Raw genomic sequence first — 24372 nt, 5'->3', positions numbered from 1 at the left:
ATGAAAGAAATTTTTTATTTAGCTTAGATATAATCTATTAGAAAAATTTAAGAAAGGAAGTTTAAACTTTATGCCAGGTGACGAATCGCAAAAAAAGCACTTTAGTATGGTTAAAACCGTCACTTTGGTCGTGGTTTTGCTTTTTGCTTTCTTTGTAATTGAAAATTTAACTGTCTATTCATATAAATACAATAATGCGCTCTCTACAAACAACTTTGGCCTCAAAAAAAAGACTGAGTATCTAACAGATCAATATGTGAATTACTTTAAAAATATAAGTAAATTTAGTGTCTTAGATTTTCAAAATTACATAAGCAATGCCGCCTTTGGCGATGTCTTTTTACTAAAAGAAAATGGCAAAAATGGCTTTAAGATAGAGGCCTCTTCAGACAAAAGCCTCGTAAATAAAGACTACGAAGACAAGAGCTGTGGTGACATCTACTCGCATGATTTTCAAAAGAATTATTTCAAGGCTGAAATTTTGCCAGAAAACAGCGCCAAAGTATGTATGTTTGTCGCCGTGAACGACTATATTTTAGGCTTTAAAGCGCATATAGATCAAAGGATAACTGGCACTAGCGACCAATTTTATTTTCAGTGGCTGATGAAAAATATGACTCTTACTTTGATCTTAAGCTCGATCGGTCTATTTTTAGGGCTTGCGGTCTGTCTTTGGTTTGTATTTAAGTATCTAAACATCAAATTTGACTATCTAAAAGTAAAAGAAGAGAGCACTATTAAGATCGCTGAACTAAAAGAGAGGCTATACATCGATCCGATGACTGGACTTTTTAACAAGGCAGCACTCATAAAAGATGTGAGCGAGTATAAATATCCAAAAGTGATACTTATGGATATCGATGATTTTGGCAAGATGAACGACTATTACGGCAAATACGTGTGTGACCAGATACTAAAACAGATGGCAAATCTCATCAAGGAATTTGCAAAAAATGAGAATATGAAGGCTTATTGTATCGAGGCAGACAGATTTGCTTTGGTTGAAGATAATAACGACTTTATCGACAGATACGAAGAGCTTGCTGAAAATTTACTAGATATCTTTAAAGGCAGGATGCTTAGCATAAAAGATGAAAATGGCGTAGAGGTCGATGATATAGAAATTCACAACACCATAGGCTTTGCGCTTGATAGCGACCAGACCTTAAGAAAGGCAACCATCGCGCTAAAATCAGCTAAGACGCTTGATAAAGACTATGTTTGCTACTTTAAAGGACTAAGTCAAAAAGATGAATACGCAAATCAGATCGAGCGCTCAAAACTGATCCAAAACGCTACGATAAATGATAACATCGTGCCGTATTTTCAGCCGATATTTGACGAGAAAAAGATCCCTATAAAATATGAATGCTTGATAAGAATTTTAGACCGCGACGACGTCATCTCGCCAAGTGTATTTTTAGATATCTCAAAGCGTATCAAGCGTTACGCAGACCTTGAAAAACAGCTCATCAAGAAGTGTTTTGACCACTTGATAGAGGATCCAAATTTGGTTCTTTCTATAAATTTAAGCAGCCGAGATATGATAGATGGCGACGTTAGCGCACTTGTTTTAAATTTACTAAACAAGCACAATGTCGCTGGCAGGATAGTGTTTGAGATAGTTGAAGACGAGGAGCTAAAGAGTGCTGAGCGCGTCTCAGTCTTTATCGAGCGAGCAAAGAGCATGGGCGCTATGATAGCGATCGATGACTTTGGCTCTGGCTACTCAAATTTCTCTTATATCATAAAGATCAAGCCAGACTATGTGAAGATAGATGGCTCTATCATCAAAGACATCGATATCAATAAAGACTCATACGCCATCGCTAGCGCGATCGTGGCTTTTGCAAAGGATCTTGGCATAAAAACGATCGCAGAGTATGTTCATTCTAAAGAAATCTTTAACGTCTGTAAGGAGATAGGCATCGACGAATTCCAGGGATTTTACTTGGGAATTCCTTCTAAAAAGGCGTTTTAGTGGTAGTTAGCTTTTTAAAAGAGCTTTTAAGCTTTCGCTCTATCACGCCAGAAGATGCTGGAAGTTTGGAGTTTATCGCTAAATTTATGCCTGATTTTGAGGCTAAATTTATAGAAAAAAACGGCACAAAAAATCTCATACTTTCTAAAATTTATGGAGACGGCGAGCACTTAGCCTTTGCAGGACACGTTGATGTCGTGCCTCCAGGAGATGGCTGGGATAGTGAGCCATTTAACCCACTTGAAAAAGATGGCTACATCTACGCAAGAGGTGCGCAGGATATGAAAAGTGGCGTGGCTGCCTTTGTTTGTGCTGTTAAAGATGCAAAATTTAATGGCAAGCTAAGCCTAATTTTAACAAGCGATGAAGAGGGCGATGGCACTTATGGCACGCCTTTGGCACTTGAATATCTGCGTGAGATAGGTGACCTGCCAAAATTTTGCGTCGTGGCTGAGCCAACTTGCGATAAGAAATTTGGCGATAGCATAAAGGTTGGCAGACGTGGCTCGATAAATGGCAAGATCGTAATAAAGGGCGTTCAAGGTCACGTGGCATACCCTGAAAAGTGCCTAAATCCAGTAAATTTAATAGCTCCACTTTTAAGTAAGATAGCTGATCACGATATGGACGGCGGGAGCGAGTTTTTTAGCCCAAGCAAGATCGTGGTGACGGACATTCGTGGTGGCATGCAGGTTTGCAACGTCACGCCAAGCGAGCTTAGCATAATGTTTAACGTTAGAAACTCAAATTTAACCGATGTAAATGACGTTGAGAGCTATCTTAGAAGCGTTTTAGATGGGCTTAGCTACGAGCTTAGTATAAAGCAAAGCTCAAAGAGATTTTTAACGAACAAAGATAGCAAGATCGTAAGAAATTTAATGGCATCTGTCACAAAGATCACTGGCGTTACGCCACTTTTAAACACAAAGGGCGGTACGAGCGATGCAAGGCACTTTGCTGAGTTTGGCGTAGATGCGATAGAATTTGGTGTCATAAACGACCGCATACACGCCAAAAACGAACGAGTGAGCCTTGATGAAGTAAATAAACTTTATGAAATTTTTAAAGACCTTATAGAAAATTTTCACTAATCTTTTTTATCAAATAGCTAAATTTAAACGCCATTTCTAGCGTTTTTAGAATAAATTTTCAAAAAACGGCTACGTTTTGTCTGAAAATGAAACCACCGCAAAGGTGATAGGACTTTTGCTAACTATCATTGCTATTTTATTTTTGATAGCACTTATCTTTGACATAAAACTTGGCAAAATGGCGCATTTATGCAAAGAAGTAAATTTTGCTCAGTTGGTGCGATCAGTAAAATTTTCGAGCGTGACTTTTCGATGTTTTATGGTGTCATCTCTATCATCGTCTGCGCAAGCGTAACGAATTTAGTGCTAAATCAATACAAATTTGGATTTGAAGCTCAGCCTATCGCTCACAATGATATGCTTTGGAATTTCCTTGGTATGACGCTCGCTGGTCTTTGCTTTAGCCTAAGCTATGGCTGCCCTGGCAAACACCTAGTGCAAATGGGAGCTGGCATCACACCTTTTGCCCCGTATGCCGTAACAGCCCTCATATCTACGCTATTTACGTTGAATTTTTACCAAAAAAGCGTAATTAAATTTGACTGCTTTTGCAGGTTTTTGCTTATAAATTTTGAAGAAATTTAGCCACCAAAGATGGCTAAATTTGAAGTTATCTTAGAATTTGAATTTTAGCTTTTGCGCGGAGTTTTTCGAAGTAATCACTCATTAATTTCTCTTGCTCGCCTTGGTAAAGCTCGTTTATAACGTTATCTTTTACATCAGCAAAGCTTGGTGTATATGAGCCGATCTTCTCTTTTACCAAAAACATATCAAAGCTGTCAGGTCCTTGCAAAGGCTGTGTGTAGTCGCCGTTATTTGTGCTTGAGATGATAGCAGCAAGCCTTGGATCTATGCTTTGATAGTCCAAGCTAACCTCTTGTGTTTGCACGCCATCTAGCAGCTTTGGACTTGTCTTTTGAGCTTCAAGCAGATCTGGGTCTTTTGCTCTATAAACTACGACTCTAGCGGTGCTAAAGACCTTAAATTTATCAGGATTAGCGTCAAAATACGCCTTTGCTTTTTGCTCATTTATATTTTTGCCAGCCTCAGCAGCTATGCTTTTGTAAAGTTTTTCTTGAAGCATCTTGTGCTCTAAGTTGTTTTTAAAGTCTAAAAAGTCCATGCCTTGAGCTTGGATAGAGCTTCTAAACTGCGCATTTGTCATGCCATTTTGCTTTGCGATCGCCTCGATCCTGTCGTTTAACTCAAAAGGCGTAACGCTTAAATTTAAGTTTTTTATCTGTGCATCTTCAAGCCTATCTCTGATAAGCAAATTTAAAGCGTCCTGCTCTGTTGTCTTTAGCTGTTCCTTCAAACTATAAACCTCGTAAAGCGTGATAGGCTCGTTCTCCACGATAGCTGCGATGCCGTTTATCATCTGAGCTGAATATAAATTTAAGGCACTTAACACGCCAGCAGCCAAAAAGAGCAATTTTTTCATAATGAAACCTTTGTTTAAGTATTTAGTAAATATAATTTTGGGCAATTATAACATAAAAATAAGGCACAAAATGATAGTTACTAGATTTGCTCCGTCGCCTACTGGATACCTACACATAGGCGGACTTAGGACAGCTCTTTATAATTATTTATACGCAAGAGCTAACAATGGAAAATTTTTGCTCCGCATCGAAGATACTGACTTAAAACGAAACTCAGAAGAAGCCACGCAAGCCATAAAAGAGGCATTTGCCTGGTGCAAGCTAGATCACGACGGCGAAGTGACCTATCAGTCAAAGAGATTTGATCTTTACAAAGAGTATGTTAAAAAGCTGCTTGATGAGGGCAAAGCCTACAAATGCTACATGAGCAAAGAGGAGCTTGAGGAGCTTAGAGCTAGCCAAGAGGCAAGAAAAGAGCGCCCAAAATATGATAATAGATATAGAGATTTTAAAGGCACGCCTCCAGCTGGTATCGAGCCAGTTATCCGTATAAAAGCCCCACTTAGCGGCGAGATCGTCATACATGATGGCATAAAAGGCGAGGTTAAATTTAAGGTTGAAGATATACTAGACGACTTCATCATCGCAAGAAGCGACGGCACACCGACATACAACTTCACGGTCGTGATAGATGACGCGCTAATGGGAGTAACAGACGTTATTCGTGGCGACGATCACCTCTCAAATACCCCAAAACAGATCGTTCTTTACGAGGCGCTTGGCTTTAAAACGCCTAAATTTTACCACGTCGCGATGATAAATGGCGAGGACGGCAAAAAGCTTAGCAAAAGACACGGCGCGACTGACGTTATGGAGTATAAAAAGATGGGCTACTTGCCTGAAGCGCTCTTAAATTTTCTCGTTCGTCTTGGTTGGAGCCACGGCGATGATGAGATTTTTACTATCGAGGATATGCTTAAATACTTTAATCCAAACGATATTAACAAAAGCTCAAGCACCTACAACGCCCAAAAGCTTGATTGGCTAAATTCTCACTACATCAAGACCTTGCCTTACGAGAGACTAGCGCACGATATGCTCGAGTTTGGCGTGGATTTTAAGGCTTTGGTAAAAGGCGAGCTGCTGCTAAATTCACTCCGTGAGAGATCAAAAACGCTAATCGAAATGGCAAATAGCGCAAATGCGATAATCAACGCTCCAAAAAGCTATGATGAGAAAGCTTGGGCTAAATTTATAAATGAAAATAGCAAAGAAATTTTGGCGAAATTTGCTCAAATTTTAGACCGCGACCTTGACGCAAAGGGCTACGAGGAGCTAACTAATAAATTTTTAGAACAAAATGGCTTAAAACTAAAAGATCTGGCTCAAGCCTTGAGGATAGCGCTAACTGGCTCAAGCGTGAGCCCAAGTATCTTTGAAGTGCTTGAAGTAGTAGGTAGCAGCGAGATCAAAAACAGAATACAAAATTTATTAAAGGAAGAGAAATGACACATGTAACTAAAGAAGAGGCACTAAACTACCATATAGGCGGTAAGATCGAGATCAGGGTAAAGACACCTTGCGAGACTTCAAGAGACCTTTCAATGGCCTATACACCAGGCGTTGCAGAGCCTTGTAAAGAGATAAATGCAGATACTGAACTAGCTTATAAATATACAAATAAAGCAAATTTAGTAGCTGTTATCACCGATGGCACGGCTGTTCTTGGACTTGGCGACATCGGCGCTATCGCTGGTAAGCCAGTTATGGAGGGCAAGGCGGTGCTATTTAAGAAATTTGCAAACGTTGATGCCTTTGACATCGAGCTAGATGAGCATGATCCTGATAAGATCGTTGAGATTTGCAAGGCTCTTGCTCCGACATTTGGTGGTATAAATTTAGAAGATATCCGCGCTCCAAAGTGCTTTGAGATAGAAAGAAAGCTTCAAGAAGCAGTCGATATCCCTGTAATGCACGACGATCAGCACGGCACAGCGATGATAACAAGCGCTGGCATTATAAATGCGATGGAAATTTCTGGTAAAGATATATCTAAGATAAAGATCGTAGTTAGCGGCGCAGGTGCAGCTGGCATCGCTTGCGCGAAGATGTATAAAGCACTTGGCGCAAAACACATCGTGATGATAGATAGCAAAGGCGTCATCCACTCAAAAAGAACAGACCTAACTCCAGAAAAGGTTGAATTTGCGCTTGAGACCGAGGATAGGACACTAGCAGATGCGATGAAAGGCGCTGATATGTTTTTAGGTCTTTCTAAGCCTGGCGTTGTGACAAAAGAGATGGTTGCGTCGATGAACAAAGAGCCTATCATCTTCGCTTTGGCAAACCCAGTGCCTGAAATTTTCCCAGAGGACGTCGTAGCTGTAAGAGATGACGTTATGATGGGCACAGGCAGAAGCGACTATCCTAACCAAGTAAATAACGTTTTGGGCTTTCCATTTATCTTTAGAGGTGCGCTTGATGTTAGAGCTAAAAAGATCACTGAAAATATGAAAATGGCAGCAGCTAAAGCGCTTGCACAGCTTGCAAAAGAGCCAGTGCCAGCTGAAGTTTTAAAAGCAAGTGGTGTTAGCGAGCTAAAATTTGGCAAAGAGTACATCATCCCAAAACCATTTGACAAGCGCGTGCTAACAGCGGTCGCTCCAGCAGTTGCAAAAGCTGCAGTTGAAGATGGCGTAGCGAGAGTAAAAGAGTTTGACGTTGAGGCTTACAAAGCCAAACTTGCAAAAGGTTTTTAATCAAATTTAGCCCAAATTTTGGGCTAAATTCTTCTCTTGGCATTTTATAAAAGACAAACCTTGTAAAAACAGTAAATTTAAGGACAAAAAATGCAAAACGTGAAGCTCATCTCACACCCATTGATCGAGCATAAATTAACAATCTTACGTGATAAAAACACCCAGCCTTTTCAGTTTCGCATGCTAGTTGATGAGATCAGTTATCTTATGATCTTTGAGGCGACTAGAAATTTAAAGGTAAAAGATGTCAAAGTCCAAACCCCAGTTGCGCTGGCAGACGCAAAGAGGCTTACTACAAAGGTGATGATATGCCCTATCTTAAGGGCTGCGCTTGGCATGCTTGATAGCGTTTTTACCATCATCCCAGATGCGAGTGTGGGCTTTTTGGGCTTTCAGCGAAACGAGGAGACAGCGCAGGCTGAGTTTTTCTACGCAAAGCTTCCAAAAGACGCAAAAGAGCGCATGGCGATCATCATCGACCCTATGTTTGCAACTGGCGGCACGGCGATAGACGCGGTTAAGTTCTTGCGTGAAAAAGGCGTTAAAGAGATCAAATTTATCTCTATCATCGCTGCACCTGAAGGACTAAAGAGATTTAGCGAAATTTACCCAGACGTCGAGGTCTATACGGCATCGATCGATGAGAAGCTAAACGAGAAAAACTACATCGTTCCAGGCCTTGGTGACGCTGGCGATAGAGTTTTTAACACACTTTAAGGGCAAAATTTGAACAAAAGACTTTTTCCAGCCTTAGTTGCCTTTGTCATTGCTATCATCATAGGCACCTTCTTTTTTTCAAAAGAGGGCGGCGAGGCAAACAAAAACGCTCAAATTTTACTTGAGCAGCTAAACAAAGAGGGGCAAAAGAGCCAGAGCCTTGCAGAAAACGGCTCATACACCTCAAAAGATGAGGTCGCACTTTATATCTATAAATTTAACAAGCTGCCAAAGAATTTTATAACTAAAAAAGAGGCACTTGAACTTGGCTGGGACGCAAAAAGCGGAAATTTATGGCAGGTAAGTGGCGGCAAAAGCATCGGTGGAGATAGATTTTCAAACCGAGAAAAGAGGCTGCCTGAGGCTGATGGTAGAAAGTGGTTTGAGTGCGATGTAAATTATAATGGCGGCAGGCGTGGCGCTGAGAGAATTTTATATTCAAACGACGGACTTATCTACTACACGCCCGATCACTACGAGCATTTTTATCTGCTTTATGAGAAGAGGATGCAATGAAAATCGTGATCTTGGATGCTAAAAAAATGCTCGAAAAAGAGAAGATGCATGAGTATTTTGCAAAGAAATTTGACCTGCCAGAGTACTACGGCAAAAATTTAGACGCGCTCTTTGACTGTCTTTGCGAGATAAATGAGCCAACTCTTATAAAGCTAAAAAACGAAGATGCCTTAGAAACAGGGCTAAAAGAGAGCTTAACCCAGCTATTTTGCGACGTTTGCAACGAAAACGAGCTAGTTAAATTTGAGCTTGTAAAAGATGAAAAATGATATTTGGAAAGATTGATTATCTAAATTTACTCCCATTTCACGTTTTTTTAAAATCAGCTCCACTCAAAACTCAGGTAAAAAAGGCGATCGAGTTTAAAAAAGGCGTGCCAAGTAAGCTAAATAGAGCGCTAAACGCTAGAAAGATCGACGCTGCGGTGATCTCAAGCATAGCAAGTAAAAAGGCAAATTTAAAGAAGCTAAATTTTGGAATAGTCGCCAAAAAAGATGTCAAAAGCGTGCTTGTTCGCAAAAACTCCGCTATGAAATTTGACCCAGCTTCAGCTAGCTCAAACGCCCTAGCAAATATACTTCATCTAAAAGGCGAGGTGATCATAGGCGATAGGGCGCTAAAGGCATACTTAAGCGAGGGTAAAGAGTGCTTTTACGACCTTGGTCAAATTTGGCACGAAAAGACAAATTTGCCATTTGTTTTTGGTAGATTTTCTTACGTAAAAAATGGCTCGTTTTACAAAAGGCTAGTCGCAAAATTTCTACAAAAAAATGTAAAAATCCCAAACTATATCTTGGCCAAGTACGCTAAAAGCCGCGACATAAGCGAGCAAGATATCAAGTGGTATTTGAAATTTATAAGCTACAAAATAGGCCCAAAAGAGCAAAAATCACTCCGCAAATTTTTTAAAGAGTATAGGTTTTTAAGAGAGGCAGTATCGCAAAACTAGATGAATTTAGAGTTTTATATAAATGTTTAAAGTTGTGATGCAAAAAAATCCTCTAAGATAAGACTTTGCTTTATTTTTGACAAAATCACAAAAGCATTTTAGAGGCAAAATTTCATCTTATTTTGATCACGTTTTTATAAGATCTGCTCCGCCAAAGTGGCTTTTTGGAGCAGACCAAAGTGCTTAGCGTGTAAATTTACCTTACGCTCTCCAGCTAAGTTTTTCTCGTTTTGTCTTCATGTCAGTTACGATATTTTCGGCAAGTGCGACGGGATCAAGATTTACTACCATTTTTGAGCCAAGGATCGGCAATGTGCCATTTGCCATAAATTCTTCAACATTTTTTGAGCCTTGAACTGGGGCAAATACGCAGTGGTAAGATGAAATTCCAAGTAGTCTAAAGCCAAGTGCGGCATCTATGCCCTTTTCATTTGACCACTCAGGGCTTGAAAATGCGTATGGCAGGTCTTTGATGTCAGTGCTTAAGTTTTGGCTAAGCGCATTAAACATCGCTGAAGCCCTAGCGTTGTCCAAGCACTCGCCCATGTGCCAGATCGGTGGGATCTTATAAGGGGCTAAAAATTCTCTCAAGCTATCGCCGCAGTATTCAAGCGCATTTGCATTGCAAAGTCCTGTTTTTAGTAGTGGAAATGAGGCGCAGCCGTTTGTCATTATTAGGACATTATTTTTTAGAAGCGTTCTAGCTACGTTTACAACAGCTTTTTCATAAACTACGCGTGGATTTGAGCAGCCGACTAAATTTACAAGTCCAAGTATCTTGCCCTCTTTTATCGCATCAGCGATAACCTGTGTTGAGCCAAAAATTTTATTTACATTTTCTAGTGAAAAGCCCATTTTAGCTTCGACTTCGTATTGCGGGATATGCACTGGTATGCCTTTTCTAGCTTCATGGCTCTCAAGTGCTCTATATAAAATTTTCTCTGCGATCTCGTGAATTTCACTCATATTTGAGTGATGATGATCAAAGCCGATGTGCTCAGCTCCAGGAAGCCTTGCAGAGTCGCTTGTAGTGATGACTGTCGTTTTAAAGCACCTTGCTACCTCCATAACGGTAGGATAGACATCTTGCACGTCAGCTAGCCAAAGATCAAGCGCTCCCGTGCCAACGACAAGCTCTGCGCCAACTGCGTTTGAAAGCGGTATAACGCCGTCGTAGCGATACATAGCCGAAAGTCCGTTACAGCAAACACCATAAAACTGAATGCCTAACGCACCCTTTTCTTTAGCTAAATTTTGAAATTTCTCACTCTTGCCAAGCTTAACGACGACACTTACTAAAAGTGGAGAGTGTCCGTGAAGTGCGATATTTACGTAGCCTTTTTTGATAGCGCCTAAATTTATCTTAGAGTCATTTAGCTTTGGCAGACCAAATAGACAATCCATCGCAATAGACGTGCCAAGCGTGCTTGACCAAGCGTAAGCTAGGCCTGTGCGGAAAAACTGCTTCATTACATTTCGCCAGTCGCCATCTGTGCCTGTGCTCGTTCTATGAAGGCTCTCTGTAACCTCGTGATAGACGCCTATTGGCAAGATATCAAGCTTTTTCCACACCTCTTGACGCTCTTTTGGAGCAAAGGTCTTTATGGCTTTGTGCTCTTCGGGCAAGGTGCGAGATAGATCTTCAAGCAAGATATCAGCGATCTGCGAGGCAAGCTCGTTTATGCTTTTGCTCTCATCAAGCCCAAAAGCCTTTGCGACCGCACGCACTTTCTCTTCGCCTTCTATTGGGATATTTAGCTTACCAGTTGCTGCGTTTTTAAGAGCTAGCATGTTTTCTCTGCCTCTTGCGCCGTGAGCCGCTGCACCGCCAGCTACGTGACGGAGTAAATTTCTAGCTACGATGACGTCCGCATCAGCGCCGCACACGCCACGAGTTGCCTTTGATGTGATCTTACATGGCCCCATAAAGCAGATCTTACAGCAAATTCCAGCCATGCCAAATGTGCATTGTGGCTTTTGCTTGTCAAATCTATCAAAAACAGTCTCGATCCCCATATCTTGCATTTTTAGGAGCATTTCGCTAACGGCTGGATCAGGTGTTTCTTCTATTACTTTTTGCTTATTTGGAAAGGTTTTTTTATAAAGTGAGATAGCGTTTGAGTAGTCTGTAAATTCTGCCTCGTCTTTGTAGTCATAAAAGCCTTTTTCATTTGGCTTAGCCTCTTTATCAAGTCCGTATTTCTGGATCTTGATGCCTAAAATTTCGTCGTTTGTTTGCATTTTTGCTCCTTATGCAAGTAAATTTTATCTTTTGGATAAGTCTTGGATTATATCATCAAAAATTTTCACAGAGATTGATTTAGGATAAATTTAGTGTAAATTTTAGCTTTGGCTACTATAATTACACACTTAAAATAAAATTCAGGAAAATTTATGACCAGGCGTTATGCTTTACAAATTTTAGGCTCTTTCTTGGCTCTTAGTAGCCAAAAAGCTCTAGCAAGCACTCCAAAGATCGGCGTAAAAATAGGCTTTGTGCCGATAAGCGATCATCTATGCATCATCGCTTCAAAGCTTCATAAAAGTGAAAATTTCATGATAGTGCCTATTAAATTTGCCAGCTGGGTTGATCTAGCTGAGGCGCTTAGGGCAGGGGCGATTGACGGGGCTTTTATGCTAGCTCCACTAGGTCTTATGCTAAGAGCAAATGGCGCAAAGATAAAGACTGTGCTATCAGCTCACAAAAATGGCTCAGCCCTTGTGGCTAGAAGCGACGTGACCGGTCTTAAGCAGCTTGCTGGCAAAAAGATCGCTGTGCCTTCAAAATTTAGCATGCACTATTTTTTACTTGATACGATCTTAAAGCGTGAAAATATGAGTGCAGATATCATTGAGATGGCGCCACCTGAGATGCCTTTTGCGCTTCTTAGCCATCAAATAGACGCTTATATCGTGGCTGAGCCATTTGGGCAAATGGCGGTAAATTTTAAAGGCAGGGCGAAAAATTTACTCTTTTCAAAAGATATAAAGCCAAACCACATCTGCTGCACATTAAATTTTCAAGAAGAGATCCTCTCAAAGCCTTATTTTAACGAGCTTTTAGATGCTTTTAGAAAAGCAGCAAGCTTTATCACAAAAGATCACGAAAAAAGCGCACTTTTGGGCAATGAGATCTTAAGTCAAAATGCAAATTTATTAAAGCTAGTGCTTGATGAAGAGATCGTAAGCTACGACGATCTAAGCCTAAAGACAGAAGAGCTAGAAGAGCTAAAAGAATTTCTAATCAGCAAAAAATTAGGCAATCAAAAACTAGCAAATTTAGAGATAAACTCATACTTGGAGCAAAGATGAAATACCTTTTTCAAATTCTCGTTTTAGCCCTAGCTTTGCTTATCTGGCAAGCTTTTAGTGGGGACTTGGTACCAAGCGTAAAAGAGGTGGTAGGTGCATTTTTAGAGCTTGCAAAAAGCGGCAAACTGCTTCTTGGCGTCACTGACTCACTCATTAGATACGTCATAGGACTTCTCGTTGGCTCGCTTGTTGCGGTTTTGGTTGGACTTATATTTGGACTTTTCCCAAAATTTGCAAACGCATTTGAGCCGCTTATCGGGCTTTTGCGTCCTATTTCGCCGATTGCTTGGATACCTTTGATAGTCCTTGCCTTTGGCATCGGAGATAAACCGACCATTTTCATCATCGCTTATGCGATATTTTTTCCTATGCTGCTTCTTACTATAAATGCCGTAAAAAGCGTGCCAAATGAGCTTGTTTTAGCAGCTCGTGGCTTTGGAGCTAGCAAAATGCAAATAATCACTGGCGTCATCATGCCAGCAAGCCTTTTTAGCATCATCTCAGGGCTAAAACTAGCAGCGAGCCTTGCTTGGATAAATTTAGTAGTTGGCGAGATGGTGGGAGCGCAAAGCGGGCTAGGATATCTCATAATAGACGCTAGAAACCAGCTTAGGATAGATAGCGTAATGGCGGTGATTTTTGTGATCGGCGTGATAGGTATCGTGATAAATTTCATCTTTTCGCTCATTGAAAGATACGCAGGGGAGAGACTTGGACGATGATAAAGATAAAAAATTTAACCAAATCTTTTGGGGACGCTAAAATTTTAAAAGGGATAAATTTAGAGATAAAGCAGAATGAATTTTGCGTTTTGCTTGGTGGCAGTGGCTCTGGCAAGACGACACTTTTAAACATCCTAAGTGGCACGAGCGAGCTTAGTAGCGGTGAAATTTCAATGCAAAATAAAATTTATACAAAGAAAATTTCACTAGACAAATCGCGCCAGATCATCACTCAGACCTACTCGCTAATGCCATGGCTAAGCGCAAAAGATAACATCAAATTTGCCCTAAAATGCTCTGGCATAAAGGATAAATTTGAACAAGAAAAGAGAGCTAGCAAATTTCTGGAGCTTGTTAGTCTTTCTCACAAGGCCGAGCTCTTCCCACACTCGCTAAGTGGCGGCCAAAAGCAGCGTATCGCTATAGCAAGGGCACTTAGCTTAAGCCCTGAGGTGCTATTTTTAGACGAGCCATTTTCTGCACTTGATCCAATAACAAGGACAAATTTACAAAAAAGCTTAAAGCAGATGTCAAAGACGCAAACCACTATCTTTGTCACGCACGATATCGATGAGGCGTTATTTTTGGCTGATAAGATCGTGATCCTGCACGATGGCGTGATTATAAAAGAGATAACTAATCCAAATTTTGGCGTGCATGATCTAAAGTATTTTGAGCTAAAAGCTAAGATCTTTGACCTTATAAATGGCGAAGATAACGAGGTTGAATACGCTATTTAATAAATTTTAAATATATTTTTAAATTTTAAGCTATTATTAATCTTAGCGTGAAATTTATGTTATAAAGATTTACTACAATTACACACAAAGCAAATCATTTTTGTTATTCCTTTTACTAATTTAAGCCTTGGTTTTTGCCGAGGCTTTTTCTAAATTTTATAAGCTTTATGAGTAGAGTTTATAAAATTTATCTAAAGGAGATGTTATGAGAAAGACTTTGAGTTGTGTTGCACTAGCCTCTGTGCTTTGCTCGAGTGCTTTTGCGATAGGCGGTCCAAGCGGAGCTAAACTTGACTACGCTATCACTGGGCAGATCGGCGAAGTAGTGGTAAATCCTTACGATACTGCCCCACTTACAGCAGTCATCAAAAATGGCGGTTACACACTAAGCAACGCTAAGGTCACTATCGTGCCAAAACAAGGTGGTCAAGTGATAAGCTACAAAGTGGCTGACAAGCATCTTCGCACACATGGTGGCATCCCAGTTTTTGGCATGTATCCTGACTATCAAAACACCGTTGAAGTCGAGTACGACAAGAGCTACAAGGGCAAGACTGAGCATATAAAAGAGAGCTATAAAATTTACGCTCCAGCTATCTACCTAGAGAGTGCTGGCACACCAAATCAAAAGGGCGCGCTATTTGACAAGATCGAGGTTACTAAGCCTGCGAGCGCTAAATTTGCAAACCGCCTCTACTATGTAAATAACTTTGTAAATAAAACAGGCAAGGGCACAAAAGTCGTTTGGAACAACCCAGCTGGCGGTGCGATCGAGTGGAACTACAGCCCAAATAACTTCATCCTTGACACAAAAGGCGAGGTTAGATGGTACCTTGAGCCAAGCAAAATTTACGACCTAAAACAGCCATTTCACGCTGGCGTTATGATGGGCTTTAAGCAAAATGACGACGGCGCTATGACTTGGGGATATGGCCAAAGATACGCAAAATACGACATTATGGGTAGAGAAATTTTCAACCGCGAGCTACCAGCTAGCTACAACGACTTCTCACACTCGATGGACGTAGCACAAAACGGACACTACTTCTTGCGCGTGGCAAATGCCGACTACAAAAGGGCTGATGGCAAAAACGTAAGAACAGTGCGCGACGTCATCGTTGAGCTTGACCGTGACGGCAACGTAGTTGATGACTTTAGACTATATGAAATCCTTGATCCTTACCGCGATATCGTGCTAAAAACGCTTGATCAAGGCGCAGTTTGCTTAAACATAGACGCTAAAAAAGCAGGCCACACTGCAAGCTCTGATGAGCTTCAGTCTATGGATACACACGATAAATGGGGTGACATAGTTGGCGCTGGTCCTGGACGTAACTGGGCACACGTAAATAGTGTGGATTACGACCCAAGCGATGATAGCATCATCATCTCAAGCCGCCACCAAGACGCAGTTATAAAGATCGGCCGTGACAAACAAGTAAAATGGATCATGGGCGCTCACAAGGGTTGGAGCGATAAATTTAAAGATAAGCTTCTTCAGCCAGTCGATAGCAAAGGCAACAAGATCGTCTGCGAAGATGAGTACTCAAAATGCCCAGGATACGAGAGTGACAAAGGTGGCTTTGACTGGCAATGGACGCAACATACGGCATTTAGGATAGATAGCAAGTCTAAAAAAGGCGAAATTTATCTAAGTGTCTTTGACAACGGCGACACAAGGGGCATGGAGCAACCAGCAATCGCTGGCATGAAGTACTCTCGCGCGGTCGTTTATAAGATCGATGAGAACAAAAAGACCGTTGAGCAGATCTGGGAGTATGGCAAAGAGCGCGGCAAAGAGTGGTATAGCTCAGTTACAAGCCTTACGCAGTATCAAGATGACCTTGATAGCGTGATGGTCTATTCAGCCGTTGCTGGCATGCAGTTTGACATCGCAAAAGGTCGCCCAGTAGGACTTCCTAGCCCACACATCGATGAGTTTGAGTGGGGCGCAAAAGAGCCTAGCATCGAGATAAAGATGACAAATGCTATGGGCTATCAAGCGTTTCCATTTAGCTTGCAAAAAGCGTTTGAAAAGTAAATTTTTCCCTCCTTTGCTTCGGCAAGGGGGGCTTTTAGTTTTGCTTGATTTTAAAATTTATTTGCTCTTTTATAACAACCTTTGCATTTTTCTCCTTTTTACAAAACTCTAAAAAATTTAATCCATTTTTTGTATCGTCATTTAGCCCGATGCATCCAAAACCTCTCTCATCATGCGGATAAAGCGCTAAATTTAGGCTTGGAAAGATAAAAAAGCACCACTCGTTTAAGGAGTATGTATAAAGCATGAGTAGTTTGGCTAGATCTTTGATCTCATTAAATTTTAAAGCATCTATCCTAAGGCAGATGGCAGGCAGCAAAATCTCACCATCTAAACCAAGATCAAAGTGCTCATTTGGCTCTTGCAAGATGCCTAGCTTTTTAAATTTATCGTGCAAATGTTTTATTTCAATCGTTTCATCGCTCAAGTTAGTATCGTCGTAGTTTAAGGCGCTTATGACAAATGCTTCATTTTTAAATTTATTAAAATATTTATCAAAAAGCTTTAGTGCGGTATCTACGCCAGAAGCCCAGTTTTCATCCTCTATCTCAAAAAGCCTATCCAGTTTTTAGAGTGACTAAAGGAGTTAAAATTTATATCGCTAAGCTTTAGAGCCTTATTTATCAAGCTTGATGATTTTTCCATTTTGTTTAATGCACTCTTGCAAGAGCTCTATAAACTAAGAGCCTCTCGCATAGAAATTTCTATCTTTTTCTCATCAAGGCTGCCATTATAAAATAAATTTAACGCTAAAACCGCTTGATACAAGAGCATATCAGCTCCATCTTTGCATGCTAAATTTTGCCTTTTTGCCTCTTTTAAAAATGGCGTTTGCTTGCCGTAAATAACATCAAATGCAAATTTAGCGCTTTTTAAAATGCCATCTAAAATCTCTTTTGGTGCTGGCAAAAGGTCATCTTTTAGCCCTGCTGAGGTCGAATTTACCACTAGATCAAATTTATGCTCTTTATAGTCATCCCAGCTAAAGCACTCATAGTGATCTTTAAATTTATCAAGTCTTGCCTTGCTTCTATTTAGTATGCAAACATCTATGTTTTGTGATTTAAGTGCGTAGGCTAGGGCATTTGCGGTGCCTCCAGCTCCAAGGATGATAGCGCTTTTTGCCTCTTTGAAATTTGATATCGCTTTTAAAAAGCCAGGTGCGTCAGTGTTGTAGGCATAAATTTTCTCATTTTTTAGCACCAAAGTGTTTGCAGAGCCTATTTTACGTGCTGCTTCTGAGGCCTCATCAGCTAAATTTAGAGCAAATTCTTTATGCGGGAGTGTGACATTTGCGCCGTTTAGTTTTAAGGATTTAAATTTATTGATTAGCTCATTGCCATCTTTTAGCAAAACCCTTGTGTAAAGGGCATCAAGAGCCAGATCGGCAATGGCTTTGTTGTGTAGTCTTGGAGATACCGAGTGAGCTATCGGATCTCCAAAAACTGCGAAGGTTTTCATTTTGCTCTAAAGACAAAAGCGTCTTTATTGACATCTTTTCTTATGTCATTTACAGCTTTTTGTAGCCCTTTTTCATCAAACGGACCAACTAAAATTTTAGTTAGCTCGCCAGCTTTTATAGTTTTGTAGCTATAACCTTTGGCTGCTATTTTTTTCATGTAGTCGGCATTTGGGTTAAATTTACTAGTTGCAAATACTTGAACATAAGAGCCTTTTGCGACGCTCTCAGCTTTTGCTGGAGTTTCAGCTTTTTTCTCTACTTTTTCTGCTTTTGCAGGAGCTTCAGCTTTTTTTTCTACCTTTGTTTCAGGTTTTTTCTCAGCTTTAGTTTCAGCTTTTTTATCTGCTTTTGCCTCAGTTTTAGCTGGCTTTGCTTCAGGCTTTTTCTCTACTTTAGATTCGCTTTTTGTTTCAGCTTTTTTAGCTGGAGCCTCTACCTTTGTCTCAGCTTTTTTAGGTGCTTCAGCTGGATGCTCGACAGCTTTTACTACCTCTTTTGGCTCTTCAATTTTAGGAGCTGATTTTGCACCTTCTTTATCTTTTAGCTTTTTGATCATATCTTCAAAATCATCTTGTTGCTTGTTTTCAGGCACGATAGGCACTTGCTCAAAAAGTTGTGTATCGCCTTTTTTAACATCTGAATTTGTATCTTGTGCAGGCACTTGCGTATCGACTGGCTGCTCTGCTGGCACTGGAGGCAGAACTAGTCTTGAGTCGGCTTCATTCTGTGCTTGTGTCGAGTCGCTTGAGTTTATAAGCTTCATGGCTACGATGATGATTAAAAAAAGTATAACAAGAGCTGCTATAAACATAAGAAGTTTCTTTAGTTTTGCGCCCTTTGCCTCATCATCTTTTTCTAAAAGTATATCTTTTAACTCTTCGTTTTCCATTATTTCTCCTTACATATATTTTGACCAACTTGCCCCACGCTCTTTTTGATAGAGGTTATATGGCAAAGTTAGGATGTTAAATTCTTTTGGCATATCTTGATTAGGAAACATTCTCCACTCTTTGGCTAGCTTTTGTGAGAGCTTTGCGCTTAGCATATTTGCAAGCGTGCAAGCTTCATTTAGCGTAGTGTGACCTTTATGCACATAAAGGTGCAAATGCCCTGGCGTCTTGGTCTCGTAGGCTGTGAAATTTATAAAGCCTTCTTCTCTTAAAAGAAGCTGCGCTCTATGCCAAAACCTATCTGGAGTTCTGCCGTTGTAGTCAAAAACTATATTTTCGACCTTATCACTTGCATTAATCAGCGAGTGGGCGATTATAGCTTTGCCCTCCTCATGCTCTTTCATGACACTATAAGTTAGTGGTTCGTTGATCTTTTCAAATTTATCAAAGAAAATTTTACCCTTGTACTCTATCTTATTGACGATCGTGTCACGTTTGATGTAGTAGTGGGTCGTTATTATCTTTATAAGAGATGTATCAATACTTTGCATCAAAATGTCGCTTTATCGTAGATTATAAATTTATGAGCAAGATCGACTAGTTCGGCTTTTATCTTCTCTTGTAAAGATGCGTTGTTGATGTCGCTTAGCACGTCAGCGATCTTGTTTGCTATTAGCTCAAATTCAGCCTCTTTCATGCCGCGCGCTGTAAGAGCTGGGCTACCTACACGTATGCCACTTGTGATAAACGGACTTCTTGTCTCACCTGGAACTGTATTTTTATTTACAGTTATACCAGCATTTCCAAGAGCGATATCAGCGTCTTTTCCGCTAAATTCGCGGTTTAGAAAGCTCATTAGGATTAGGTGGTTGTCAGTGCCGCCGCTTACTAGATCAAAGCCTCTGCTTATTAGCACTTCGCCAAGTTTTTTAGCGTTTGCTTTTACTTGTTTGGCGTAAATTTTCCACTCAGGGCTAAGGTTGTGCTTAAAGCCAACTGCCTTTGCAGCGATGACATGAACTAGTGGACCGCCTTGGATGCCTGGAAAGATAGAAGAGTTTATCTTTTTAGCGTACTCCTCGTTGTTTGTCATGATGATGCCACCTCTTGGGCCTCTTAGAGTTTTATGCGTAGTTGAGCTTACGACGTCGCAGTGCGGGAAAGGATTTTGATGCTCGCCAGCTACAACTAGGCCAGCGATGTGTGCAACGTCTGCAAAGAGTATCGCGCCAACAGCGTCAGCTATCTCTCTAAATTTCTTAAATTCAATCTCTCTTGTGTATGCGCTTGCGCCACAAACGATCATTTTTGGTTTTACTATCTTTGCGATATCCATAACTCTATCGTAGTTTATGCGACCATCAAGCTCGACGCCATAAAAGAAGCTCTCATACATCTTACCAGAGCTGCTTACCTTTGCGCCGTGAGTTAGGTGCCCACCGTGGCTTAGATCCATGCCTAAAATTTTATCGCCTGGATTAAGCAAAGCACCATAAACGCCTTGGTTTGCCTGAGAGCCTGAGTTTGGTTGAACGTTTGCAAATTCACATCCAAAGAGCTCTTTACATCTATCGATCGCGATTTGCTCGATCTCATCGACAAATTCACAACCACCATAATATCTTTTGCCAGGGTAGCCCTCAGCGTATTTGTTTGTTAGGATTGAGCCCATCACCTCCATAACATCTGGATATGTGAAATTTTCACTAGCGATCATTTCTAGGTGGTCGCACTGGCGTTTTAGCTCTAAATTTACTAGGTCAAAAATTTCTTTATCGTAGCTTTGCAAACTCATTTTTCATTCTCCTTTGTCTCAGTTTTTAGTGGTCTCATCGCTGGGAAGAGAACAACGTCACGGATTGATTTTTTATCTGTTAGAAGCATCACAAGTCTGTCTATGCCTATGCCTTCTCCTGCAACTGGCGGCATGCCGTATCCTAGGGCTTTTACATAGTCTTCATCCATCTCATGAGCCTCGTCATCGCCTGCGTTTTTAGCATCGATTTGCGCTTTAAAGCGGTTGTATTGATCGATTGGATCATTTAGCTCGTTAAAGCCATTTGCTAGCTCACGACCAGCGATAAATAGCTCAAATCTCTCTGCCACATCAGGATTTGTGTCGCTTCTTCTTGAAAGTGGGCTTATAGAGATCGGATAGTCGATGACAAAAGTTGGGTGGATGAGCTTGCTCTCCACGTAGTTGTCAAAGAGTTCAGCCTGTAAGTGGCCAAGGTCGAGCTTTTCGTTTGCTTCAAAGCCATCAGCTCTTAGTTTTGCTAAAATTTTAGCCTTATCGCTTACGATATCTTCAGCAAGTCCGCCTATCTCAACTAGAGCTTTTTTATAGCTTATGCGTTTAAATGGCTTGCTAAAATCAATCTCCATGCCATCAAAATTTATCACTTTCTCCATGCCAAGTTTTTCTAAAATGACATTAAATAAATCCTCTGTGATGCCCATTAGATCGTGGTAGTTGTGATATGCCCAGTAAAACTCTATGCTTGTAAATTCAGGGTTATGGGTTAGATCCATACCCTCGTTTCTGAAGTTTCTATTCATCTCATAAACAGCTTCAAAACCACCAACTACAAGGCGTTTTAGATATAGCTCAGGAGCGATCCTTAGGTATCTCTCAACTCCAAGAGCGTTGTGAAATGTCACAAATGGTTTTGCATTTGCGCCACCAGCTATTGGGTGAAGCATCGGAGTTTCAACCTCTAAAAAGCCCTTTTCTTCAAAAAATCTTCTAATCGTGCTTATAATCACCGAGCGCTTTTTAAAATCAGCCCTAACTTCAGGGTTCATTATCATATCAAGGTATCTTTGGCGGTATCTTGTCTCAACATCAACTAGCCCGTGGTACTTCTCTGGAAGCGGACTAATTGATTTTGTAGCTAAGCTAAGCTCATTTACATGCATTGAAAATTCGCCAGTTTTTGTTATAAAAGCGTAGCCTCTAACATATACGATGTCGCCTATTTCTACATATTTTTTAACGATTTTAAACCACTCTGGGTCAAGTGTCTTGTTACTAAAATAAATTTGTAAATTTCCATTTTCGTCTTCGATGTTTGCAAAGACCGCTTTACCAGCGTCACGGATCAGCTTTATCCTGCCTGCAAGGCCAACTAGCTGTCCCTCTGCTTTTTTCTCTTCTGTATCTTTTATATAGTTAAATTTAAGTCTAAATTTAGAGATATTCATATCTCTTCTAAGAAAATGTGGATATGGATTTATGCCTAAATTTCTAAGCTCATCTATGCTTTCTAATCTTTGAATTTCGTGTTGGTTGTCAAATATCACCTTACTTTCCCTTTATATTATTTTTTGAACATTTTTCGCAAATTCCATAAAGCTGCATCATGTGACCAGTTAGTTTAAAGCCATGCTCTTTTGCGATGCTTATCTGCCTTTTTTCTATCATAGGATCTTCAAACTCTATGATAAGGCCGCACTTTCTGCATATCATGTGGTCATGGTGTGGCTTTGTGGCAAGCTCAAATTTCTTGCCTTGAGAACCAAAGCTGATAGATGTTACCATCTCTGATTCTTCTAGTAAATTTAGCGTCCTATAAACAGTTGCGATACCGATATTTAGCTCAGGATAGGTCTCTTTTATAAAAAGATATAGCCTCTCTGGCGTAAAGTGTTCGTCGTTGTTGTAAAGCGTTTTTAGTAAAATTTCACGCTGTTTTGTATATTTTAAACCGTTGTCGCGAAGAACTCTTTTAAATTTCTCAAGCAAGGCATCATATTCTAAATTTTCTATCATTTTTCTTCCCCTTTAGTGGCGTTTGTGTCGGTATTTATGCTTGCATTTGCATCCATTGATATAAATGCATCACTCTTGTTTGTATCCTTTGGTCTTACTACCATCTCATCTAGCTCACTTTTGATGTTTTTCACATCGATATTTGTTATCCATCTACCAGTTTCAAGTAGGAGCGGATAGACCTTGCTGTTTGTGAAGTATGGCTCGATCATTTTATTTAGCGAAGTGCCTGATATTACGGCAACGACTGCTGAAAATGTGAGGAAAATTTTGCCACTTCCCATGACAAATCCACCAAGCCTATCTAAAAAGCCAAGGCCGCTTACTGAAACTATCTTTGATAAAAATTTGCCAACTAGCAGACAAACTAGCCAAAAGACTAGCCAAAGTCCGATAAATGCGACAAATTGTAAAAATGAAGGATTTTCAAATTTATAGATATTTTTGCTTATGAAGCTCTCAGCTACATCTGAAAATCTACTAGCGACAACTAGACCACCTATTAGCCCGATAAGCCCAAATGCCTCTTTTATAAGCCCGTTTATTATGCCTTTTACACCAAGTATCAGGACAAGGGCGATGACGATAATGTCAAACCAAGTTACTAAATCCATCATACAGTTCCTATTAAATTTTGAAGTTCTTGTTGGCTAGTTGAGTAGGCTAGCGCGTTTTCTTTTGTGATCAAGCCCTCTTTTAGCGCTTTCATCAGTGCTTGAGTCTGCGTGCTCATGCCGGTTTGTTGCTGATTTAGCTGCATTTGAGAGTAAATTTGATGCACTTTGTTTTCGCGTATCAAGTTTGATATCGCCATGTTATTTATCAAAATTTCATGTACAGCGCACCTTCCGCCGCCTATTTTTGGGATCAGACTTTGTGAGATGACGGCAGTTAGCGAAACGCTAAGCATATTTCTTACTTGAAGCTGCTCGCTTCCATCGAAGCTATCAACTATCCTATTTATAGTTTGTATGGCTGAGTTTGTGTGAAGCGTGCCAAAGACTAGGTGTCCAGTCTCAGCCGCTGTGATAGCTGTAGAGATCGTCTCTCTATCCCTCATCTCGCCAACAAGTATGATATCTGGGTCTTCACGAAGTGCAAATTTTAACGCCTTTGAGTAAGAGTGCGTGTCAGTGCCTATGTTTCTATGTGAAAATAGGGCTTTTTTGTTGTTATGCACAAACTCAACTGGGTCTTCAACGGTGATAATGTGCTTTCTATAATTTAAATTTATCTCATTAAGCATCGCCGCAAGCGTTGTTGATTTACCACTGCCCGTTGGTCCAGTAACTAGGATAAGGCCCTTTTCGCGTTTGATGATATATTTAAAAATTTGTGGTGCATTTAGATCATCAAGCGAAGGTATATCGATAGGTATGATACGAAAAGCTGCGGCTAGATCGCCATTCATCGTGTAGTAATAGTTGCCACGAAAGCGGCCGATATTTGGAAGCTCTATGGCAAAGTCAAGCTCTTTGTTGTTCTCAAGCTCGCTTTTTTGGGCGTCTGTGATAAGCGCGTAGCATAAATTTTCTATATCTTTGCCGCTTAGAACGCCAAATTCAAGTGGTCTTAAAGTGCCATCTATCCTTATCTGAGGCTCAGACCTTGAGACTAGATGAAGGTCGCTGGCTTTATTGAAAACAACAGTTTTTAGAAGTGTTTGGATGTCACCAGAGAGATTGCTCTCTGATGCTTTGGTTTGGGCATCCGAGCTTTGCGCTCTTAGTTGTTCGATTAGATCCATATTTTACTCTATGATCTTTGGCACGGCAAAAAAGTGTCCCTCGCGTGAAGGGGCGTGCTTTAAAATTTCATCGACAACGTTACTTAAATGTGGCTCATCTTCTCTTAATGGAGTGCCACCCTTTATAGAGCTAACTACTGCCTCGTCGCTGCTTAGATCAAGCTCGTTTAAAACATCGACAAAAGATACAATTTCACTTAATTGCTTCTTGATCTCTTCTCTTTTTTCATCATTAATTTGTAATGCGGAGAGTTTTTCTAGTTTATTTAAGAGAGTGTCGTCTATTTGCAT

24 protein-coding genes and 1 pseudogene are annotated in these 24372 nt (G+C 40.4%); 13 read left to right on the top strand and 12 right to left on the bottom strand.

The window, feature by feature from the left end:
• Positions 1 to 70: 70 nt before the first annotated feature.
• From F3G98_RS00375 to F3G98_RS00365, 3 genes are all read left to right on the top strand, one after another.
• A complete protein-coding gene (locus tag F3G98_RS00375; protein ID WP_149725590.1) occupies positions 71 to 1981 on the top strand; it encodes an EAL domain-containing protein in 1911 nt (636 codons plus the stop codon).
• Entirely contained in the window at positions 1981 to 3072 is a 1092-nt protein-coding gene (dapE, locus tag F3G98_RS00370; RefSeq protein WP_149725589.1) for a succinyl-diaminopimelate desuccinylase, read from the top strand. Before F3G98_RS00375 ends, dapE begins: the two co-directional genes overlap by 1 nt.
• Positions 3073 to 3261: 189 nt before the next feature.
• On the top strand, positions 3262 to 3657 hold the full coding sequence (locus F3G98_RS00365) for a YeeE/YedE thiosulfate transporter family protein (RefSeq protein WP_223231275.1): 396 nt from the start codon (positions 3262 to 3264) through the stop codon (positions 3655 to 3657).
• A 25-nt stretch (positions 3658 to 3682) separates the two neighbouring features.
• On the opposite strand, the gene F3G98_RS00360 is transcribed toward F3G98_RS00365, so the two are convergent.
• Entirely contained in the window at positions 3683 to 4513 is an 831-nt protein-coding gene (locus tag F3G98_RS00360; protein WP_107968971.1) for a peptidylprolyl isomerase, read from the bottom strand.
• A 70-nt stretch (positions 4514 to 4583) separates the two neighbouring features.
• Between F3G98_RS00360 and gltX the strand changes: the two genes are divergently transcribed.
• The 6 genes from gltX (at position 4584) to F3G98_RS00330 (ending at position 9395) form a co-directional block, all read left to right on the top strand.
• Positions 4584 to 5963, top strand: coding sequence for a glutamate--tRNA ligase (gltX, locus tag F3G98_RS00355; RefSeq protein ID WP_103636571.1), 1380 nt, complete (start codon positions 4584 to 4586; stop codon positions 5961 to 5963).
• Entirely contained in the window at positions 5960 to 7213 is a 1254-nt protein-coding gene (locus tag F3G98_RS00350; RefSeq protein WP_103575121.1) for a malic enzyme-like NAD(P)-binding protein, read from the top strand. Before gltX ends, F3G98_RS00350 begins: the two co-directional genes overlap by 4 nt.
• A gap of 90 nt (positions 7214 to 7303) precedes the next feature.
• On the top strand, positions 7304 to 7930 hold the full coding sequence (upp, locus tag F3G98_RS00345) for a uracil phosphoribosyltransferase (RefSeq protein WP_012140343.1): 627 nt from the start codon (positions 7304 to 7306) through the stop codon (positions 7928 to 7930).
• 9 nt (positions 7931 to 7939) lie between these two features.
• The gene (locus F3G98_RS00340) at positions 7940 to 8446 is read left to right on the top strand and encodes a ribonuclease domain-containing protein (protein ID WP_103558710.1); all 507 of its coding nucleotides are present in this window, start codon (positions 7940 to 7942) and stop codon (positions 8444 to 8446) included.
• On the top strand, positions 8443 to 8715 hold the full coding sequence (locus F3G98_RS00335) for a barstar family protein (protein WP_149725588.1): 273 nt from the start codon (positions 8443 to 8445) through the stop codon (positions 8713 to 8715). Before F3G98_RS00340 ends, F3G98_RS00335 begins: the two co-directional genes overlap by 4 nt.
• On the top strand, positions 8712 to 9395 hold the full coding sequence (locus tag F3G98_RS00330; RefSeq protein ID WP_103642998.1) for an MqnA/MqnD/SBP family protein: 684 nt from the start codon (positions 8712 to 8714) through the stop codon (positions 9393 to 9395). The genes F3G98_RS00335 and F3G98_RS00330 overlap by 4 nt, the downstream gene beginning before the upstream one ends.
• A gap of 201 nt (positions 9396 to 9596) precedes the next feature.
• Here F3G98_RS00330 and cooS read toward each other — a convergent pair whose 3' ends face one another.
• Positions 9597 to 11636, bottom strand: coding sequence for an anaerobic carbon-monoxide dehydrogenase catalytic subunit (gene cooS / locus F3G98_RS00325; protein ID WP_149725587.1), 2040 nt, complete (start codon positions 11634 to 11636; stop codon positions 9597 to 9599).
• Positions 11637 to 11789: 153 nt separating this feature from the next.
• Between cooS and F3G98_RS00320 the strand changes: the two genes are divergently transcribed.
• The 4 genes and pseudogenes from F3G98_RS00320 (at position 11790) to F3G98_RS00305 (ending at position 16210) form a co-directional block, all read left to right on the top strand.
• Positions 11790 to 12707, top strand: a complete 918-nt coding sequence (locus tag F3G98_RS00320) for an ABC transporter substrate-binding protein (RefSeq protein WP_149725586.1) — start codon at positions 11790 to 11792, stop codon at positions 12705 to 12707.
• Positions 12704 to 13429 (top strand): ABC transporter permease, encoded by a 726-nt coding sequence (locus F3G98_RS00315; protein WP_149725585.1) that lies wholly within the window; start codon positions 12704 to 12706, stop codon positions 13427 to 13429. Before F3G98_RS00320 ends, F3G98_RS00315 begins: the two co-directional genes overlap by 4 nt.
• Positions 13426 to 13921 (top strand): annotated as a pseudogene (locus F3G98_RS00310) (ABC transporter ATP-binding protein); the annotation flags it as partial. The gene F3G98_RS00315 and the pseudogene F3G98_RS00310, both read left to right, overlap by 4 nt.
• A gap of 453 nt (positions 13922 to 14374) precedes the next feature.
• A complete protein-coding gene (locus F3G98_RS00305; protein WP_103642994.1) occupies positions 14375 to 16210 on the top strand; it encodes an aryl-sulfate sulfotransferase in 1836 nt (611 codons plus the stop codon).
• Between the two features lie 34 nt (positions 16211 to 16244).
• Here the strand turns inward: F3G98_RS00305 and F3G98_RS00300 are convergent, their stop codons facing one another.
• From F3G98_RS00300 to gatC, 10 genes are all read right to left on the bottom strand, one after another.
• Positions 16245 to 16637: a hypothetical protein gene (locus tag F3G98_RS00300; RefSeq protein ID WP_103642993.1), complete on the bottom strand. Its 393-nt coding sequence runs from the start codon at positions 16635 to 16637 to the stop codon at positions 16245 to 16247.
• A 245-nt stretch (positions 16638 to 16882) separates the two neighbouring features.
• The gene (locus tag F3G98_RS00295; protein ID WP_103642992.1) at positions 16883 to 17671 is read right to left on the bottom strand and encodes a shikimate dehydrogenase; all 789 of its coding nucleotides are present in this window, start codon (positions 17669 to 17671) and stop codon (positions 16883 to 16885) included.
• Entirely contained in the window at positions 17668 to 18561 is an 894-nt protein-coding gene (locus F3G98_RS00290) for an SPOR domain-containing protein (protein WP_103642991.1), read from the bottom strand. Before F3G98_RS00290 ends, F3G98_RS00295 begins: the two co-directional genes overlap by 4 nt.
• Positions 18562 to 18570: 9 nt before the next feature.
• Positions 18571 to 19113 carry a DUF1882 domain-containing protein gene (locus F3G98_RS00285; RefSeq protein WP_002941307.1) on the bottom strand — a complete coding sequence of 181 codons (543 nt, stop codon included), beginning with the start codon at positions 19111 to 19113 and terminating at the stop codon, positions 18571 to 18573.
• A complete protein-coding gene (locus F3G98_RS00280) occupies positions 19113 to 20357 on the bottom strand; it encodes a serine hydroxymethyltransferase (RefSeq protein ID WP_103569665.1) in 1245 nt (414 codons plus the stop codon). The genes F3G98_RS00285 and F3G98_RS00280 overlap by 1 nt, the downstream gene beginning before the upstream one ends.
• Positions 20354 to 21862: a lysine--tRNA ligase gene (lysS, locus tag F3G98_RS00275; RefSeq protein ID WP_223154912.1), complete on the bottom strand. Its 1509-nt coding sequence runs from the start codon at positions 21860 to 21862 to the stop codon at positions 20354 to 20356. Before lysS ends, F3G98_RS00280 begins: the two co-directional genes overlap by 4 nt.
• A gap of 4 nt (positions 21863 to 21866) precedes the next feature.
• Positions 21867 to 22334, bottom strand: a complete 468-nt coding sequence (locus F3G98_RS00270) for a Fur family transcriptional regulator (RefSeq protein ID WP_002941362.1) — start codon at positions 22332 to 22334, stop codon at positions 21867 to 21869.
• On the bottom strand, positions 22331 to 22948 hold the full coding sequence (locus F3G98_RS00265; protein WP_149725639.1) for a CvpA family protein: 618 nt from the start codon (positions 22946 to 22948) through the stop codon (positions 22331 to 22333). The genes F3G98_RS00270 and F3G98_RS00265 overlap by 4 nt, the downstream gene beginning before the upstream one ends.
• The gene (locus F3G98_RS00260; RefSeq protein WP_021085022.1) at positions 22948 to 24081 is read right to left on the bottom strand and encodes a type IV pilus twitching motility protein PilT; all 1134 of its coding nucleotides are present in this window, start codon (positions 24079 to 24081) and stop codon (positions 22948 to 22950) included. Before F3G98_RS00260 ends, F3G98_RS00265 begins: the two co-directional genes overlap by 1 nt.
• 3 nt (positions 24082 to 24084) lie before the next feature.
• The gene (gene gatC / locus F3G98_RS00255) at positions 24085 to 24372 is read right to left on the bottom strand and encodes an Asp-tRNA(Asn)/Glu-tRNA(Gln) amidotransferase subunit GatC (protein WP_002941258.1); all 288 of its coding nucleotides are present in this window, start codon (positions 24370 to 24372) and stop codon (positions 24085 to 24087) included.

Source organism: Campylobacter concisus (assembly GCF_902460895.1).
In the GTDB taxonomy this organism is placed as follows: Bacteria; Campylobacterota; Campylobacteria; order Campylobacterales; family Campylobacteraceae; genus Campylobacter_A; species Campylobacter_A concisus_BC.
Note: the sequence above shows the minus strand (reverse complement) of the source record. Positions and strands in the feature narration are given on the sequence as shown.